The organism is Cellvibrio sp. ATLC23 (assembly GCF_057196725.1).
On the sequence record NZ_JBXUOS010000006.1, the window covers coordinates 86256 to 103612 of the forward strand.

Consider the following 17357-nt stretch of genomic DNA (forward strand, 5'->3'; position numbering starts at 1 on the left):
CGCAGATTACAGCGCGCCCCGCACAAACATTAAACCAAGGGTGTTGCGCAGCTGATGCACAACACGCATACGCACTGGCTCAGCATTAATTGCACCCACTGCCTTTTTAAATTTAACCGACACTTCTGTCCCTACAGGCGGGCAGACTTGATTTTCAATTTGCACTTGCGCGCCGCCATCAGAAATATCTTTGGCAAAACCGACAATCGTGCCAAAACTTGGGTGGGACATTTCAACGCGTACTGACGTTGATGTGCGCTCAAAGATGCGGCGTTCGTTCACTGTAGGCACTCCATGATGTTATTAGCCGTTAACTACATTGTTTGAGTATAGATACTAATCGTTAAAATTCACCTGCAATAAAAAAGGGGCCTAAGCCCCTTTTAGCGGCGCGAAACACTTGATTAGAACGTCAAACCAAGACGCTGACCAACCATTTCGTAGGACTCGACAACATTGCCAAGGTTTTGGCGGAAACGGTCTTTATCCAATTTCTCGCGGGTGTCTTTATCCCACAAACGACAGCCATCGGGTGAGAACTCATCACCCAGAATAACTTCGCCTTTGTGCAGGCCGAATTCCACTTTGAAATCCACCAGCAGCATATTGCCTGAGGCAAACAAATCTTTAAGCACAGCGTTGATTTTAAAGGTTAATTCTTTCATGCGCGCCAACTGCTCTGGGGTCGCCCAGCCAAATGATTGCACGTGGGATTCATTGACCATTGGGTCACCCAAGGCATCATTCTTCAAAAACAGCTCAAACGTTGGTGGATTCAATTCCAAACCTTCTTGCACTCCCAAACGGCGCACCAATGAGCCAGCAGCCAGATTACGTACCACACACTCAACCGGAATCATCTGCATGGTTTTCACCAGCACTTCGGTATCCGACAACAGTTTCACGAAATGCGTAGGTACACCTGCTTCCTGCAGCTTGGTCATGATGAAGGCATTAAACTTGTTATTCACCATCCCTTTGCGATCAAGTTGCTCAATGCGCTTACCGTCAAAAGCGGAAGTATCGTTGCGGAATAACATGATCACATGATCAGGATCATCCGTTTTGTAGATAGATTTGGCTTTGCCAGCGTAGAGTTGTTCGCGCTTTTCCATTGATAGACCTGCTATTCAAAAGTATGTTTTAAGAAACAAAAGGTAAAAAAACAAAACAAAAAATTTAACAAACAGACAACCAGTCAAAACCCTGATTTTGACATGCAAAGGTGACTTGTTTTACCTCGGCCGTCACCGGCGCTAAAGCGGCCTGCGCCAACTCCAGCGAATTATTCTGCTGGCTGATATGCGCTACCACTAGATGCTGCAACCTTGCACAATTGAGCCGCTGTAAAAAACCGGCGGCCTGTTGGTTACTCAAATGCCCCCAGAGCCCCCCTACCCGCTGCTTCAGTGAAGGAGGATAGGAACCCGAGGCGAGCATTGCCGGATCGTGATTGGCCTCCAGTACCATGGCATCAAGATCCTGGTAATGCGCTTCAACATGGGCGGTAATACTGCCAAGATCGGTCAGTATGCCCAACCGCAATCCTGCGTATTCAAAAACAAATTGCGTGGGCTCACGGGCATCGTGCGGCACCGCAACCGGGGTAATCTGCAAATCGTTGAGCACAAATGGTGTGTAGGCCTCTATCAAACGCAAATCAGGTAACTCACCTAAATTGCGACTGTGATAAGTGCCCGGTGTCATATAAACCGGCAGATCATAGCGCCGCGCCATAGTAGCGACACCCTTGATATGATCAGCGTGCTCATGGGTAACCAATATCGCCAGTAGATCTTCCGCGCGCTTGCCCAAGCGATCAAGCCGCTGATTGGCTTCTTTGACGCTAAAACCACAGTCAATCAGCAGCGTGCCTGCGCTCCACTCCACTAGAGTAGAGTTGCCGCGGCTACCACTCCCCAGTGAGGCAAAACGCAGCGTAGCGAGCATCTAAATCAGGTTTCTCCGCAAGACGGTGAGCAACTCACGTGCTTCATGTGGTGTCAAACGCTTGCCATAAGGGTCGCGCACACGTACAACAAAATCACCTTCATCGCCCGTCACAACAATCAGGTAGCCGGGCGCATCGGGTAGTACTTTCTCTTCATCGCGATCTGAACGAGGTGCCTTTTCAAAAGCATCGCCAGTCAGCATATTGGCTTTAAGCTGCGCCACTGAATAAGGCGATGACGGCGGCTTGGGATTCAAACCTATACGGAAAGTGCGCTTGAACCAACCTGGTTTAGCTTCTTCAGGATCGATGTAATGGACATAATAAAGACCCGCTTCGGTATCCACATCAAGCGTTGTAAAACCATCGCGCTTAGCCGCATAAGTCAAGGTCGCAAATGCGCGCTGACGATCCAATTTAATAGTCATTACAGGCTCAGTGCGCAATACGGTTAAGCTCGCCTTTACCGAGCCGCCAATCGCTTGCGCAAGCAGTGAGGTACCACCTTCAGCGGTTTCACTCGCCAGAGTCGCCGCCAGCTCATCCAACATCCATTTTTCGCGCTCGGCATTCACAGAGCGGCGTGGCCAAGGCATATCGGGTGCAGGTTTTTCAGCGACGGGAACACTCATATGGGTTATATGAATTTCGGTAGTTTCAGGCTGTACGCCCTGATCGATCTGCAGGCGATAGCGGTCATAGGTCGATAAATCAGTTTTGAATTGCAACCAACTGGTTTCAATAATGCCTTTGCCTATATCGGCTTTGCTCACCGCCAAAGTGTTCACATTAAGAAAGTTGCGAATACGTGGCCAAACCTCGCCGGGCGCGGCATTCAGCAGAATCCAGCTCTCGCTGCCAACACGTTGAATTTTGACGTTTTCCTGCTCCAAATTAGCCGATAACGGCATGGGGCGCGGAACCTCATAATCATCTGCGGTAGGGTCATAACCAAAGTCAGTTGCAGTGATCGGCGGGATGGGATAAAGCTCCCCCATGGTTTCTGATTTTTTACCCGCAGGTAAAACCAAAGGCGGAATATTGTCGGCTTTAACGTAATCGCCTTCACGATTACGGAACACACCCTCATCGCCAAAAAACATACCGCAGCCAGAGAGGGAAACCGTCAAACTGGCAACCAGAAACACCAACAATGGGCGCTTGATCGACAGCAAAGGAGTTGTTGTTATGGTCATTGCTTTAATTGGACTCATGAATCATCTCATCGACAACCTGCACGCAGGGATTGGATTAAACCCCGGCAGCTTGCATGGCTGTTTTAAGCTGTTGGTGATACTGCTCTGACAGACGTGTCAGCGGCAGGCGAATACCCGATTGGATAAGACCCAATTGTTCAACTGCCCATTTGACGGGGATCGGGTTGGACTCAACAAACATGGCCGTGTGCAAAGGCAGCAACCGCTGATTAATCGCACGCGCTTCTTCTGCATTACCAGCCAGTGCTAATTCACACATACGTGCAATAGCAGCAGGTACGACATTCGCGGTGACAGAAATATCCCCTTTGCCCCCTAAAAGAATTAATTCAACTGCAGTGGCATCATCACCCGAAATGATTGCGAAGTCAGCGGGAGCTTGTTCGATGAGCACTTTAGCGCGCTCAAGATCACCGGTAGCCTCTTTGATACCAACAATATTAGATATTTTTGCCAAACGCAGAACCGTTTCCGGTTTCATATCCACACCGGTACGCCCCGGAACATTGTAAAGAAACTGGGGAATAGCAACCGCCTTGGCGATATGCGCGTGATGCAAAAACAAACCTTCCTGCGTCGGTTTGTTGTAGTAAGGCGTTACCAGCAAACAGGCATCTGCACCCAGATCTTTTGCCGCCTGCGTCCACTCCACTGCCTCGGCAGTAGCATTAGCGCCGGTTCCAGCGATCACAGGAATGCGACCATTAACCTGATCGACTACTTTTTTGATCACCGCCAAATGCTCTTCAATATCCAGCGTTGGCGACTCGCCAGTGGTGCCGACCGCTACAATTGCGTGAGTACCCTGCTCCAGATGCCAGTCCACCAGTTTATGCAAACCAGCCCAATCGAGGGAATTGTCTGCATTCATTGGGGTTACCAGGGCAACCATACTGCCGTGAATCATCGGGAGCTCCGTTAGCTAGCAAAATAATGTAGCGTAAAAAGTTGGGGGAAATGTAAGTGGATTAACAACGAAAGGCGCCATGGTACTGAGTGGGGCCAGACGAAACAAGCAAAACACCATCAACAGACCGTGAAACCTTATTTTTTAAAATCCAGCATACGCTGCAATGGAATCATCGCCCGCTTGCCCAGCGAAGGATCAACATGAATTTCATTATCACTGCGTTCAAAAACGGTGACCAGATTGTCCAGCACATTCATTGCCATCCAAGGGCAATTAGCGCAGGAGCGACAAGTTGCACCGCTACCAGCGGTAGGTGCGATATGGAAAATTTTATCGGGATTTACTTGCTGCATTTTGTAGAAGATGCCCTGATCGGTCGCAACAATAAACTCGCGATTAGGCAGAGTTTGCGCAGCTTTGATCAGCTGCGAGGTGGAGCCAACTACATCAGCCAAATCCACCACCGACTTGGGTGACTCAGGGTGTACCAATACCGCCGCGTCGGGATACAGGATTTTAAGATCTTCCACACCCTTGGCTTTAAACTCTTCATGCACAATGCAAGCGCCATCCCAAAGCAATACATCGGCGCCGGTTTTTTGCTGCACATAGCCGCCGAGATGTTTATCCGGCGCCCAGAGAATTTTTTTGCCCTGACGGTCCAGATAGTCCACCACATCCAACGCAATACTGGAGGTAACCACCCAATCGGCGCGCGCTTTTACCGCAGCCGAGGTATTGGCATAGACAACAACGGTGCGATCCGGATGTTGATCGCAGAATGCGGAGAACTCATCGATAGGGCAACCCAAATCCAGCGAGCAGGTCGCCTCAAGTGTGGGCATAAGCACGCGTTTTTCTGGGGTGAGAATCTTGGCGGTCTCACCCATAAACTTCACCCCGGCAACAATCAAGGTGTCAGCTGAGTGATTTTTACCAAAACGCGCCATTTCCAGCGAGTCGGATACACAGCCGCCCGTTTCTTCGGCCAGCGCTTGAATTAAAGGGTCGGTGTAGTAGTGTGCAACCAAAACCGCATTGTGTTGCTTCAACAAGGCTTTAATACGGAGTTTGTAATCAGCCTCCTGCTCAGACGTGTACTGGGGCGCACTCCACACACGGGCAAGGTGTTGCTTGACCAGATCTTCAGCAGCGCTATCGCGCACAGCCAGATTCAAAAACTCAGACATATAATCGCCTCACTCAAGCTCACCCGCATTAACGGGCAGTAAATTTGCGCGCAATTTTATCACAGTGCCGCACCTGGATTAGCAGTAATACAAATCACCAATAACCGGGCAACAGGATTTTTACCCAATAAAAAAGGGCGCTTTGCTAAGCGCCCTTTTTAAAACTTGCTCTCAATATGGTGGGTCGTGCTGGATTCGAACCAGCGACCAATTGGTTAAAAGCCAACTGCTCTACCGACTGAGCTAACGACCCACAGGGTTCGCATTTACTATCTTTTTGAGCACCATTTAAGAAAATGGTGGGTCGTGCTGGATTCGAACCAGCGACCAATTGGTTAAAAGCCAACTGCTCTACCGACTGAGCTAACGACCCTAAATGCGAGGCGCGTATAATAATGTTTTGGGCCGAAAAAACAAGGCTTTTTTACGAATTAACGCACATTACTCCTTCGGGAAAGATGAATTGGTTATTAAAGCGGCTTTTTGTTAATTTTATCGACGCATTCATCAAGCCGGTGGGAATAGTATTGAGCATATTTGCAGAAGGGAAAAACTTTCGCGACAAGGGCACTGGATTTAACCTATCCTTAGCAGGCAACAAACCGAGACCTGAAGCACCACACCAGGCTCAAAAGGATTAGCGGATTAGTTATCCCAGTCGATAATGAGAACGATGCATGCTTTTTGCCTCACCCGGGGAAGGAATATCGCAGCCACAGCCACCCAGGCTCGCTCAATTGCTATTGGTATTTATTGCCTACAGCCTCACCGGCTGGCTGGGTCTTTGCGTACCGTTTGAAAGCGACAGAGTCACGCTCTTTTGGTTGCCAGGCGGGATTGCGCTAGCGGCTTTTTATCGCTGGTCACCGCGTCTTTGGCCTGCAGTTTTTATAGCCGCACTCTTGTTGCAAGTATCCAGTGGCGCCAACCTGACTATCAATTTGCTATTAGCAGCCAGCAATACTCTCGCACCCTTATGTGCCCTGTGGCTATTGCGCCGCGCGCACTGCAACCCCACTCAATTATGCCGCGCCAACACCTTCCATTTTCTTATTCTGGGCGCATTGGGCATGCTGGTATCCGCCAGCATCGGCGGTTTTGCCCTCAACTATTACAACCAAGGTTCATTCGAAACAGGTCTCTACACGGCACTCATTTGGTGGATGGGCGACAGCCTGGGTGTATTTCTCGCAGCACCGCTGCTAACCAACATCAATCGCACCAGTATCGATAAAGTGCTACAGCGCAAACTGGATTTTTTTATAGTATTTACGGTGAGCCTGGCCGTGGGACTCTTTTGTTTTCCGCTTAACAACTTTGATAACAACTTACACTTGCCTATAGTGTTTACCAGTTTTGTTTGCGTCGCCTGGGCAGCACTGTCCTTCGGCTTGCTGGGCAGCGGATTAACCACCATTGGCTTTAGCTTTTTAGCAATTTGGTCTACCGTCAACCAACTAGGTCCATTCGCCCTGCCCTCGCAACAACTGAGCTATTGGGTAATTTGGATTTACACCGCGAGCATGACGATGCTCGGCTTGATGATTACCGCCGCTCATACTGAAATTGCCACCACTACCCACCAGCTGGGCGAGTCCAGCCAAGAGCAAGAAAAACAAAAAAAACATCTTGAAGCCGTTTTGCATGCAATTCCGGATTTATTGTTTGAAATCGATCGCCAAGGGCATGTGCTGTCCTTTAATGACACCAATCAACATCATATTTTGTCTGCACCCGATGTATTGGGCCGAAATCTCTCCGAAACACTGGCATCCTCATCTGTAACCGTGTGGATGAATGCCCTAAGCGAGGCAGACAATTGGGGCATATCACAAGGAAAAAGTATTCGCATAACACAAGACGAAACCACTCTCTGGTATGAGCTTTCCATTGCCAAACTAGCAGGAACTTATCGCGAACATGATCGTTTTATTTGTCTTGCACGCGACATCACCAAGCGTGTCCACACCCATCAAACCGACCTTGAAAATGAACAGCGTTTTCGCAACATTTTTGAAGCGACACGCAATATTGCCGTGCAGGGCTACAACCGTTTTCACGAAGTGATTTTTTGGAATAAAGCGAGCGAGGATCTCTATAAATTTAGTGCCGCCGATGCGATGGGAAAAAAGCTGGAAGATTTAATTATTCCCGGCTTTATGCGCGAAGGGGTACATCAGGCAATCGAAGACTGGCATGAAAAAGATGAGGCAATCCCCTCGGGTGAGCTAGCCCTGAAGGATGCCCACGGCAACGAGGTCTGGGTTTATTCCAATCATGTGCTTATCGACACTCCCGACCACAAAGAAATGTATTGCCTCGATATAGATTTAGGACCGCAGCGAAAAGCACTATTGCAAGCCGAACAGGAGTTGGTTGAACGCAAACAGGTGGAAGATGCATTGCGACAAAGTGAGCAGCGACTGGAAAGCGCGCAACTCATGGCGCGCATTGCACACTGGAGCTGGAATCCCGCATCTGACAATTACCATTTCAGCTCATCCATGAAGGAACTATTCGCTCTGCCAGATGAGTTTCTCAATGCCAAAATGAGTGACTTCATTAATCAATTTATTTACGTCGATGACCGCGATGCAGTTACCCACGCACTCGCTGAAAGCCTGCGTTATCACAAACCGCTTGCGCTGGAAGCTCGCATAGAAATTGCCGGACAAAAATTCTGGCTACAACTGCAAGGCGACACTATCGCAGATACAGAAGGCACCAGTATACAAGGCACAATGCAGGATATTACCGAGCGCAAGGGGTTGGATTTAGCCCTTACTGCAGCGGCGGCTGCCGACGCAGCCTCGGCGCCTGACTTTTTTGTCACTATTCTCAATGCACTCACTCATGCAATCGGTGCACAACAAGCCGTGATTAGCTTAATAGATAAAAACAATCCTGCCATGGCGACCACCCACACCTATTTAATAAACGGGCAGGTGCAAGCCAATATTAATTACACACTGCACAACACACTCTGCAATGATGTCATTGAAGAAAACTTTTGCTTTATGAGTACCGGCGCACAGCAGCACTACCCACACGATGAAATCTTGCACAACTACAATATTGATAGTTACCTCGGGGTCGGCATCAAAAACGCTCAGGGCAACGCCATTGGCACACTGGTACTAATGGCTGAGCACTCACTGCCTATTTCAGCGCAAATCAACTCTTTACTGCTCATTTTTGCTGATCGTATTGGCGGTGAATTGCGTCGCGCCCAAGATCAGGAAAAAATATTTAACCTTGCATTTTTTGATCCGCTCACTCAGTTACTCAACCGACGCATGCTGCAAGATCGGCTTAAATTACTGACTGCACAAAGCGCACGCACCCATCAACACGGTGCACTGTTATTTATCGATATAGATCACTTCAAATTGCTCAACGACACCCGTGGGCACCATATTGGCGACCAACTGCTCGTCCAAGTAGGCGAGCGAATTAGCAGTATTATCCGCGCCACTGATTTGGCCGCACGCCTGGGCGGTGATGAATTTGTGGTGGTGTTTGATAATCTGGGCGATAACGCCGAAATGGCGGCACAAGAAGCCAAAAAACGCGCAGAAGAACTACATGATTTAATTAATTTACCCTACCCGCTACAACAATCCGTTTTTCATTGCACCATTAGTATTGGGGTGAATTTATTTAAAGGTCAGACCCGCAGCATTGATGATTTATTGCGTCATGCCGATGTTGCCATGTACCAAGCCAAAGACAGTGGTCGCAACGCGATTCGTTTTTTTGATCCCAATATGCAATCACACTTGGAAAAACGCGCGGCCATTGAAGCGGACTTGCGCACCGCCTATGAATCCCAGCAGCAGCTGATCCCTTATTATCAAGTGCAAATCAACAGTCAAGGCAAAGCGCTCGGCGCCGAGCTGTTATTGCGCTGGCAACATCCGCTAAACGGTATGATTTCACCCGCTGACTTTATCCCAGTGGCGGAGCAAACTGGTTTAATTATCGCGATCGGGCGCCATGTGATTCGTCAGGCCTGTGAACAATTGCGGCAGTGGAGCCAACACCCTCAATTTGCATCACTCAGCATCGCCGTTAACGTGAGCCCCATTCAATTTAACCAAGCACATTTTGTTGAAGAAGTTCTGGATATAGTCAAAAACAGCAATATTAAACCACGCTTGTTAAAACTCGAGCTCACCGAAAGTTCACTGTTAAAAAATGTAGATCAAAGCATTGAAAAAATGCAGCAGTTGCAAGACAACGGTATCGGCTTTTCCATGGATGATTTTGGCATCGGCTACTCCTCGCTGTCCTATCTCAAACGCCTGCCGCTCGACCAATTAAAAATTGATCAAACATTTGTGCGCGATATTGCGATTGACCCTAACGATGCGATTATTGCGCGCACCATTATCGCGATGGCACAGAATATGAATTTGCAAGTCATTGCAGAGGGTGTAGAAACTGAGGCGCAAAAAACGTTCCTGGAACAAAATGGTTGCTCCATGTTCCAGGGTTATTTTTTTGGTAGACCGGTGGCGGTAGCAGAATTTGAGCAGCAACTCATCGAGCGGAATTACTGTTAGCCGATTAACTTTGGTAATGCGTAGGGTCTGCAATGCCCGCTTGCACAAACCCCTGCTTGCGCAGACGGCAGCTATCGCATTTTCCGCAAGCTTCGCCCTGATCGTTGGCCTGGTAACAAGACACGGTCAAACTATAATCCACCCCCAACGCCAAACCTAACTGCACAATTTCCGCTTTGCTTAAGTGAATCAGCGGGGTGCGAATACGCAACTTATTACCCTCAGCACCCGCACGAGTTGCCAAGTTCGCCATAGCCTCATAAGCGGCAATATATTCAGGGCGACAATCGGGATAGCCGGAAAAATCCACCGCATTTACGCCAATAAAAATATCGTCACAACCCAGCACTTCCGCCCAACCCAATGCAATCGACAAAAACACCGTATTGCGCGCAGGTACATAGGTAACAGGAATTCCGCCCGTCTCCTCTTCCGGCACCGCAATCGCATCATCGGTTAGCGCTGAACCGCCAATGGAGCGCAAATCCAATTTAATAACCTTGTGTTCAACTGCGCCCAAGGCTTTGGCCGTGCGCTCCGCCGCGCGCAACTCTGAACTGTGACGCTGACCGTAATCAAAACTCATGGAATAACAGGCGTAACCTTCACTGCGGGCAATTGCCAATACAGTGGTGGAATCCAAACCGCCCGAGACGAGAACTACGGCTTTTTTTTGCGTCATAAGAACTACCAAAAAATAAGTATAAAAAGGAGAAATGATTAAATTGGCGATCAGTAAAAAGTGGCGGGATTATCAATGACCAGGAGCGTCATTCCACAAGAGTTTGTGCAACTGCAATTGAAAACGAACAGGTAGATTATCCGCAAGAATCCACTCCGCCAACGCCAGTGGCGTGACTTGGCCAAAACTAGGGGAGAACAAAACCTCTGCTACCTTACCCACTAATTGATGCTCATCCAATTTGAAGCGTGCCCACTCGTAATCGGCGCGATCGCAAATCACAAATTTGATCTGGTCTTGATTACTGAGAAACGGAATATTTTCCCAGCGATTGCGCCCGACCTCACCCGAGCCAGGGGTTTTTAAATCCATTACTTTGACCACGCGCGGATCCACATCATCCACCGGCAGGGCGCCGCTGGTTTCAAGCGATACACTATAACCCGCATCACACAGTGCGCTCAGCAACGTCAGGCACTCGCGCTGCGCAAGCGGCTCACCACCGGTCACACAAATATAGCGCGGGTTAAAACTGGCCACCTTGGCGAGAATGGCATCGAGCGACAAGCGCTCGCCGCCATAAAAGGCATACTCGGAATCGCAATAACCACAGCGCAGCGGGCAACCGGTCAGGCGTACAAAAACGGTCGGCAACCCGACAGTAGTGGATTCGCCCTGCAGCGAATAGAAAATCTCGGTAATTTTTAAGCTGGCCTGAGTCATTGGCTGGGTCATTGGTTAACATTGCTAGCGCATTGGCTAAAAAGACGCGCAGTTTACCTAAAGGTGGCGCACGATGCGAGGAGAATGCCCAGCAGCGATTTGCCCTGCTGGCGCTGGCGCTGGTATGCTGGCAGATCGCGCTTTTTGTCAGAATTACCACTTAACATCATCAGTCAGTATTGGAATCAATGATCAAACCGACCAAAACCCGCCGTCAACTGCATCAGGAGCTGGAACAACAAGTTCAGGAATTCTTGCATAAAGGCGGGCATGTCAATGAAGTTCCGCGTGGCTTGAGTGGTCGTCTGGATGCCCATGGCCCGTTAATCAGTATTTTTGACGGTTCCAGCCAGGAAGATCGCACTCCACTACCGGAGGTGGTCGCCGCCATCGAGGCGCGCAAAAAACCACTTCTGGCATCCAAGCCGCAAAAAAAACGCCCCCGTAAAAAAGTGATTCTGGACGACTTCGGCCAACCGTTGCGCTGGGAATGGGTGGAAGAATAAGGTGGGTTAGCTAAGCTAGACCATAAAAAAACGCCAGAGCAGCAGCTGCCTACTCTGGCGTTTTTTATGGGATTGAATAAGTGAGCTACAGCCAATCTTTGCGCTTGAAATACCAATAAGGCAAAACTGCCGAGAGCAGCATCAGCATTACCGCCACACCAAATCCGTATTTCCAATGGCTATGCGGGATAAATTCAAAGTTCATCCCATAGGCACTGGCGACCACCGTCGGTGGCAGAAATACCATTGCGGCGATGGAGAAAATTTTGATGATTTGGTTTTGTTCGATGTTGATAAAACCCTGAGTTGAGTCCATCAAGAAGTTAATCTTGTCGAACAAAAAGGCGGTGTGCGACATAAGCGTATCCACATCGCGCTTGATCTCACGCGCCGTCTCTTGCAACTCAAACGATTCACGCAAGTGGCGCTGTAAAAATGAAATCGAGCGCTGGGTATCCATCAAACATAAACGGATCTTACCGTTGCTGTCTTCCAATTTGGCGAGGCGGTCGATTGCATCTTCTAATTCCGCATCGGCATCTTCCAAGACCATATGACTTACGTCTTCGAGTTTGCGATGAATGTCTTCCAAGGCATCGGCGAGGTTTTCGACCTTCTGCTCAAACATGGTTACAAGCAAATCCTGCGGCGATGAAACATGCACTTGGCCGGCGCGCGCGCGCATGCGCAGCAAACGGAAATCGGCCAGATCGCCATCGCGCACGGAGATCAGGCGTTTATCTTGCAAGATAAATGCAACAGTCGCGGTACTGTGGCGACCAGACTCACCGGGCGCCAAAAACAAGGAGTGCACATGGATACCAACGCCGTCTTGAAAATAGCGCGCCGAGAATTCAATCTCCTCTACGTCATCGGACTCAGGCAATTCTGCGCGCAGAAAGGTATTTAATTCTTCGCGCTCTTCGTCGCTGGGTTCCCGCGCATCAATCCAAAGCGCAGTGTTGAGCGCAAGTTTGGTATTTTCCTCCGACTGCTTGTCTTCACGCAGGGTATTACCTTGAACTTTAAACATTCTTAACATCGGTGCTTATCTCCTAAAGGTTCAAGGTTTTCGGGGCGCCTGAGCTATTTGGCGGCTTTATAACATAGGCCATTTAAACTTAATCTATTTTATTAAGTTTTCGCGATAAGTCGCGCGAATAAAGATATTACTTTTTTTTCTTGTAGAAGCCTGGCTCTCCCATTGGGCGGGTTTTAAAGCGGCGATGCACCCAAAGATATTGATCGGGTTTAACGCGCACCATGTCCTCAATGATCTTGTTAACGCGAGTTGCGTCCACTACATCATCACCGCTAGGGAAACTCTCCAGTGGAGCACCAAAGATCAATTTATAGTGTCCATTGTCTTCGCGGTAATGGGCGTAGGGCAACACTACTGCTCGCCCCAATTGGGCGATACGCGCAGTCCCTAACACGGTTGCAGCAGGCACTCCAAAAAAAGGCGCAAACACACTTTGGTCTTTGCCATAGTCCTGATCTGGCGCGTACCAAACCGCTTCCCCCTGACGCAACTTTTTAATCAGCTGGCGGGTATCGCTAAACACGATGGCTGAAGTCAGGTATTTTTCACGGGCTTTAATCAAGGCATAGGCTAACAATGGATTGGGGTCTTTGCGATACAACATATGTGCTTGAGCGTGGTAGGCAAATATACGCCCGGCTGGGTCCATAGTCGTGAAATGACAGCCCAGCAACAGCGCACCGCGACCTGCTGCTTTGGCCGCTGCAATATGCTCTAACCCCTCAATTGTGTGGCGATAGCGCAATTTATTTTGCTGCCCCCAAAGTGCCATCGCCGACTCCATAATGCTGATGCCGCAATTGCGGATCACACCATCGACAATCTTCTTCTGCGCTTGCGCGTCTAGCTCAGGAAAACACAATGCAATATTGGTTTCAGCAATCCGGCGGCGAGCAGGTGCCAGCAGATTAAAGAGCACCCCTATGAAGCGGCCAATAGCCATATTAGCGGCTATTGGTAGACACGCGCAGACGCGAAAAAAGGCCAGCAGCAACCAAGTCGGCCAATAGCGGGGGCCATAAAATGAGGAGTGAAATTCGGGAGAACTATGTTTATCCAAAGTATTTACTCGCACAGAAAAGCACAAAAAAGAGCAGCGCAGCTTATAGCTACCAATCCTGAAGGCGTGCGGATTATAGCAATCGTATTAAACAGACGAGTAGCAGTAAGCGGTAACAAGAATGAAAAACACATCAAAGGACAAACACGGCGGGTTTCTGCTAAGGTTAGCCCAGCCCCAAAATTGAGCCTTTATTATGCAAATTCGTCAGGTATCCGCCGCGCTGGATCAAAAGCTTGCGCAGCTGGATAAGCAACTTAAAAAAGCTGAAGCGCAACGCGCACAACAAAATACCAACGAGTCAGATCCACAATTAGATCAGGATATTCTCGCTCTCCAGCAAATTCGCGCGAAACTGGTCAAATCCAAAGACCTCGCTTGGCGCGCGCACCAACTGCAATTTCAAAACGATGAACACAGCCGCGCACGCCAGCGTGTTATTGGCTTATCGCTTTGTATTCTTAGTGTGATAGGTGCGGGGGTCTTGTTGTATCTGGCATTAAATCTATAGCAACTAGCGCAGGCCGGTTGGCAATACTGACAACCGGCCAGAAACATTAGCCGGCAACTGCGGCATCAATCAAAGGTTTCAATTCACCGTTCTCACTCATCTCGGTGATGATATCGCAACCGCCGATCAACTCGCCCTTCACCCACAACTGTGGAAAGGTTGGCCAGTTAGCAAACTTGGGCAGCTCTGAGCGGATTTCCGGATTGCTCAAAATATCTACATAAGCAAAGCGTTGACCGCAGGCCATCAATGCTTGGGAAGCGCGCTGCGAAAAACCACACTGAGGCGCGCTAGGCGAACCCTTCATATAGAGAATTACAGCATTATCACTTATTTGTTGTTTGATCGTATCTAATACGTCCATCTTATCTACCTCGATATTCAGTATGGGGTTTCAATAGGGGCTATTAATTGGGGCGATTGGGATAATCACAACAGGGCAAGGCCGGATATATCCGAGTATTTTGCTCAAGTATTGCCATTTTACCTCAGCCAGCACCAGCAGGCCAATCGCACGCGATTGCTAAATCGCTGTTTTTGCTTATCTTGTCTTCAATAGATAGGCTATCACTAGTGATTCCGCATTCTAGCCATCGCATAAGGGTAATCCAGCACCGTGAAGTTTAATCTCCGTATCCAAGTATTTTTAGTTTTTGCCTGTTTTGCTGTGCTGCTAACCGGCGGTTTATTTTTGTATTCACGCCTCAGTTTTGAGCGCAGTTTTAATCATTATATGGAGCAAAAAGAAGCGTCGCGCAATGCCCGTCTCATCGCAGCACTGGAGCGCCACTTCACCCTCAATGGCAGCTGGAGTGCATTTGAAATTAACCCACACTATTGGGAAATATTTGTCTGGCAATACAGTGCCAATCAACGCCAACGGAATGAGCGCCCTATCCCCTTTCCATTTCCACCGGAGTTGAATACGCGTATTAATGGCGATGAGGACGATGACAACAAGCGCAATCCGTTTTTCATGCGCAAGAACACGCAGGAATCACGCAGGCATGAGCGACGCGAAGCGGATGATTTTTTGCGCCATCAACCTTATAAACGCTTTATTTTACTCGATCGCAAAAAAACATTAATCAGCGGAAAAAAGTGGCGCAATGAAACCTACTTTTTCAGTGATCTCAATATCAAGGTTGATGGCAAACAAAAATTAATCGGCTATTTGGGCACCCCGATGAATCCCGCCCTGCGCGACCTGCGCGACAATGAATTCGCCAAACGCCAACAAAATCATTTTTTATTAATGGCCATGGTTGCCCTTGCTATCGCACTGGTCTGCGCCATCCCACTCTCTTATTTATTAACCCAACGCGTAAAAAAATTGGCCGCACACGTACAACAATTAAGCAAGGGCGAGTATCAGCAACGCTTATCCACTCAAGGCCAAGACGAAATCTCAACGCTCGCGGAAAACCTCAACCATCTCGCTCATACGCTCAACCAAACTGAGCAGGCCCGTAAACGCTGGGTAGCCGATATATCCCACGAGCTGCGCACACCCTTGGCGGTGCTCAAAGCAGACCTTGAAGCACTGGAGGATGGCATCCGGAAATTTGATGCCAAAGCGATTGCTCGCCTACAAAAACATGCTGCACGGCTCGCCAATTTGGTGAATGATTTGTACCAATTGTCGCTCACTGACATAGGTGCCATGAGTTACCGCAAACAAGTATGCAATATTGGTGAAATACTCGAAGAATTAAGCATTTCCTTACAAGACAAACTCGGCCAGAGCGGACTTGCCTTGGAGACGCAATTTCCCGCGGAGCCACTCTTATTATTTGCTGACCCTGAGCGGTTGCATCAACTATTCTTGAACTTATTTAACAACAGTATTAATTACACTGAAGCTCCGGGAACCATTCGTGCAACATTATCAGCCGATACACAGCAGGCAATTTTTGTTATCGAAGATTCCGCTCCCGGTGTTGCCCCAGAGCTACACGAAAAGCTATTTGAACGATTGTACCGCGCTGAATCTTCACGCAGCCGTGAAACCGGCGGCGCCGGATTAGGTCTGAGTATTTGTCGTAATATTGTCGAAGCACACGCTGGCCGTATCAGTATTGAAACAAGCGAACTGGGCGGGCTCAAAGTGTCTGTCTATTTACCACTACAGGAATCAGCATGAACATTTTAATTGTTGAAGATGAAATTGATCTAGGCGAGATATTGCAAGATTATTTAACCAGCGAAGGTTTTTCCGCAACCCTGATTGGCGACGGCGAATTGGGGCTGCAAAAAATTCTGACTGAAAAATGGGATTTGGTATTGCTGGATTTAATGTTACCCAAACGCGATGGTTTAAGCATTTGCCAGGAAGTGCGCAAAACATCGCAAGTGCCTATTATTATGACCACTGCCAAGGTAGAAGAAATTGACCGCTTGATTGGCTTGGAATTGGGCGCAGATGATTATATTTGCAAGCCCTTTAGCCCGCGCGAAGTAGTTGCACGAGTTAAAGCCGTATTGCGTCGCAGCAATAAAACCGATGACCAACAAGAGGAAGGGTTACGCCTGGACAAAGAGCGTCAATACGCTTGTGTTGGCGAAAAGTGCGTGGAATTAACCAGTATTGAATTTCGCATTTTAGAAACACTATTGCTCAATAAACAGCGGGTAATTTCACGCAATCTACTATTGGAAAATGCTTACACAGATCACCGTGTGGTAAGCGATAGAACCATGGATTCACACATCACCAAACTGCGCAAAAAATTACAGCCAATTTGCGATGACGACATCATCCATTCAGTCTATGGCGTCGGCTATCGGCTGCAAATTTCCTGATGCGCTCACGCCAAATCATGCCATCGCAAGCGTTTCAAAATAGACATCATATACATCAACCTGAACCATGGACAGGCTTCATTGCGCCCAATTTTTATACGTCTTTCTATACAAAAATCCATTTGCACAATCTTTCCACAATTAATACCAACCTCTATCGCATCCCGACGTTATGGACAGAGCTATCCAAATGTTCAG

At 48.5% G+C, this 17357-nt stretch carries 17 protein-coding genes and 2 tRNA genes; 6 read left to right on the forward strand and 13 right to left on the reverse strand.

What is annotated here, in order from left to right:
• Positions 1 to 6 precede the first annotated feature (6 nt).
• From AC2CG4_RS11305 to AC2CG4_RS11340, 8 genes are all read right to left on the reverse strand, one after another.
• The gene (locus AC2CG4_RS11305) at positions 7 to 282 is read right to left on the reverse strand and encodes a PilZ domain-containing protein (protein WP_062066461.1); all 276 of its coding nucleotides are present in this window, start codon (positions 280 to 282) and stop codon (positions 7 to 9) included.
• A 122-nt stretch (positions 283 to 404) separates the two neighbouring features.
• Positions 405 to 1115, reverse strand: a complete 711-nt coding sequence (gene purC / locus AC2CG4_RS11310; RefSeq protein WP_062066463.1) for a phosphoribosylaminoimidazolesuccinocarboxamide synthase — start codon at positions 1113 to 1115, stop codon at positions 405 to 407.
• Positions 1116 to 1179: 64 nt separating this feature from the next.
• Entirely contained in the window at positions 1180 to 1950 is a 771-nt protein-coding gene (locus AC2CG4_RS11315; RefSeq protein WP_484486355.1) for an MBL fold metallo-hydrolase, read from the reverse strand.
• Complete coding sequence (gene bamC, locus AC2CG4_RS11320; RefSeq protein WP_484486356.1) at positions 1951 to 3165, reverse strand: outer membrane protein assembly factor BamC; 1215 nt, start codon at positions 3163 to 3165, stop codon at positions 1951 to 1953.
• A gap of 37 nt (positions 3166 to 3202) precedes the next feature.
• On the reverse strand, positions 3203 to 4075 hold the full coding sequence (gene dapA, locus AC2CG4_RS11325; protein ID WP_484486357.1) for a 4-hydroxy-tetrahydrodipicolinate synthase: 873 nt from the start codon (positions 4073 to 4075) through the stop codon (positions 3203 to 3205).
• A gap of 137 nt (positions 4076 to 4212) precedes the next feature.
• Positions 4213 to 5268 (reverse strand): quinolinate synthase NadA, encoded by a 1056-nt coding sequence (gene nadA / locus AC2CG4_RS11330; protein WP_484486358.1) that lies wholly within the window; start codon positions 5266 to 5268, stop codon positions 4213 to 4215.
• A 177-nt stretch (positions 5269 to 5445) separates the two neighbouring features.
• Positions 5446 to 5521: transfer RNA gene (locus AC2CG4_RS11335), tRNA-Lys, on the reverse strand.
• Positions 5522 to 5565: 44 nt separating this feature from the next.
• Positions 5566 to 5641, reverse strand: a tRNA-Lys gene (locus AC2CG4_RS11340).
• A 22-nt stretch (positions 5642 to 5663) separates the two neighbouring features.
• On the opposite strand from AC2CG4_RS11340, the gene AC2CG4_RS11345 reads away from it, so the two are divergent.
• Together AC2CG4_RS11345 and AC2CG4_RS11350 are read left to right on the forward strand one after the other, a co-directional pair.
• Complete coding sequence (locus tag AC2CG4_RS11345) at positions 5664 to 5909, forward strand: hypothetical protein (RefSeq protein WP_484486359.1); 246 nt, start codon at positions 5664 to 5666, stop codon at positions 5907 to 5909.
• Between the two features lie 36 nt (positions 5910 to 5945).
• Positions 5946 to 9833, forward strand: coding sequence for a bifunctional diguanylate cyclase/phosphodiesterase (locus AC2CG4_RS11350; RefSeq protein ID WP_484486360.1), 3888 nt, complete (start codon positions 5946 to 5948; stop codon positions 9831 to 9833).
• A gap of 4 nt (positions 9834 to 9837) precedes the next feature.
• Here the strand turns inward: AC2CG4_RS11350 and queC are convergent, their stop codons facing one another.
• Positions 9838 to 10515, reverse strand: coding sequence for a 7-cyano-7-deazaguanine synthase QueC (gene queC / locus AC2CG4_RS11355; protein ID WP_062066477.1), 678 nt, complete (start codon positions 10513 to 10515; stop codon positions 9838 to 9840).
• 72 nt (positions 10516 to 10587) lie between these two features.
• Positions 10588 to 11250: a 7-carboxy-7-deazaguanine synthase QueE gene (queE, locus tag AC2CG4_RS11360; RefSeq protein WP_484486361.1), complete on the reverse strand. Its 663-nt coding sequence runs from the start codon at positions 11248 to 11250 to the stop codon at positions 10588 to 10590.
• A 176-nt stretch (positions 11251 to 11426) separates the two neighbouring features.
• Between queE and AC2CG4_RS11365 the strand changes: the two genes are divergently transcribed.
• On the forward strand, positions 11427 to 11744 hold the full coding sequence (locus AC2CG4_RS11365) for a hypothetical protein (protein ID WP_484486362.1): 318 nt from the start codon (positions 11427 to 11429) through the stop codon (positions 11742 to 11744).
• 85 nt (positions 11745 to 11829) lie between these two features.
• Here the strand turns inward: AC2CG4_RS11365 and corA are convergent, their stop codons facing one another.
• Together corA and lpxL are read right to left on the reverse strand one after the other, a co-directional pair.
• Positions 11830 to 12786 carry a magnesium/cobalt transporter CorA gene (corA, locus tag AC2CG4_RS11370; RefSeq protein ID WP_484486363.1) on the reverse strand — a complete coding sequence of 319 codons (957 nt, stop codon included), beginning with the start codon at positions 12784 to 12786 and terminating at the stop codon, positions 11830 to 11832.
• Positions 12787 to 12913: 127 nt separating this feature from the next.
• Positions 12914 to 13861 carry an LpxL/LpxP family Kdo(2)-lipid IV(A) lauroyl/palmitoleoyl acyltransferase gene (gene lpxL / locus AC2CG4_RS11375; protein WP_484486364.1) on the reverse strand — a complete coding sequence of 316 codons (948 nt, stop codon included), beginning with the start codon at positions 13859 to 13861 and terminating at the stop codon, positions 12914 to 12916.
• Between the two features lie 181 nt (positions 13862 to 14042).
• Here lpxL and AC2CG4_RS11380 point away from each other — a divergent pair, with 181 nt between their 5' ends.
• On the forward strand, positions 14043 to 14357 hold the full coding sequence (locus AC2CG4_RS11380) for a hypothetical protein (RefSeq protein ID WP_484486365.1): 315 nt from the start codon (positions 14043 to 14045) through the stop codon (positions 14355 to 14357).
• Positions 14358 to 14403: 46 nt separating this feature from the next.
• Here AC2CG4_RS11380 and grxD read toward each other — a convergent pair whose 3' ends face one another.
• On the reverse strand, positions 14404 to 14721 hold the full coding sequence (gene grxD, locus AC2CG4_RS11385) for a Grx4 family monothiol glutaredoxin (protein ID WP_484486366.1): 318 nt from the start codon (positions 14719 to 14721) through the stop codon (positions 14404 to 14406).
• 252 nt (positions 14722 to 14973) lie between these two features.
• On the opposite strand from grxD, the gene AC2CG4_RS11390 reads away from it, so the two are divergent.
• Entirely contained in the window at positions 14974 to 16500 is a 1527-nt protein-coding gene (locus AC2CG4_RS11390; protein WP_484486367.1) for an ATP-binding protein, read from the forward strand.
• Entirely contained in the window at positions 16497 to 17159 is a 663-nt protein-coding gene (locus AC2CG4_RS11395) for a response regulator (protein WP_484486368.1), read from the forward strand. Before AC2CG4_RS11390 ends, AC2CG4_RS11395 begins: the two co-directional genes overlap by 4 nt.
• Positions 17160 to 17357: the final 198 nt, after the last annotated feature.

Excerpts from the sequence above, each read along its gene's own strand:
- purC (WP_062066463.1), bottom strand. The coding sequence starts at position 1,115 with ATGGAAAAGCGCGAACAACTCTACGCTGGCAAAGCCAAATCTATCTAC.
- AC2CG4_RS11315 (WP_484486355.1), bottom strand. The coding sequence starts at position 1,950 with ATGCTCGCTACGCTGCGTTTTGCCTCACTGGGGAGTGGTAGCCGCGGC.
- bamC (WP_484486356.1), bottom strand. The coding sequence starts at position 3,165 with ATGAGTCCAATTAAAGCAATGACCATAACAACAACTCCTTTGCTGTCG.
- dapA (WP_484486357.1), bottom strand. The coding sequence starts at position 4,075 with ATGATTCACGGCAGTATGGTTGCCCTGGTAACCCCAATGAATGCAGAC.
- nadA (WP_484486358.1), bottom strand. The coding sequence starts at position 5,268 with ATGTCTGAGTTTTTGAATCTGGCTGTGCGCGATAGCGCTGCTGAAGAT.
- AC2CG4_RS11345 (WP_484486359.1), top strand. The coding sequence starts at position 5,664 with ATGTTTTGGGCCGAAAAAACAAGGCTTTTTTACGAATTAACGCACATT.
- AC2CG4_RS11350 (WP_484486360.1), top strand. The coding sequence starts at position 5,946 with ATGCTTTTTGCCTCACCCGGGGAAGGAATATCGCAGCCACAGCCACCC.
- queC (WP_062066477.1), bottom strand. The coding sequence starts at position 10,515 with ATGACGCAAAAAAAAGCCGTAGTTCTCGTCTCGGGCGGTTTGGATTCC.
- queE (WP_484486361.1), bottom strand. The coding sequence starts at position 11,250 with ATGACCCAGCCAATGACTCAGGCCAGCTTAAAAATTACCGAGATTTTC.
- AC2CG4_RS11365 (WP_484486362.1), top strand. The coding sequence starts at position 11,427 with ATGATCAAACCGACCAAAACCCGCCGTCAACTGCATCAGGAGCTGGAA.
- corA (WP_484486363.1), bottom strand. The coding sequence starts at position 12,786 with ATGTTAAGAATGTTTAAAGTTCAAGGTAATACCCTGCGTGAAGACAAG.
- AC2CG4_RS11380 (WP_484486365.1), top strand. The coding sequence starts at position 14,043 with ATGCAAATTCGTCAGGTATCCGCCGCGCTGGATCAAAAGCTTGCGCAG.
- grxD (WP_484486366.1), bottom strand. The coding sequence starts at position 14,721 with ATGGACGTATTAGATACGATCAAACAACAAATAAGTGATAATGCTGTA.
- AC2CG4_RS11395 (WP_484486368.1), top strand. The coding sequence starts at position 16,497 with ATGAACATTTTAATTGTTGAAGATGAAATTGATCTAGGCGAGATATTG.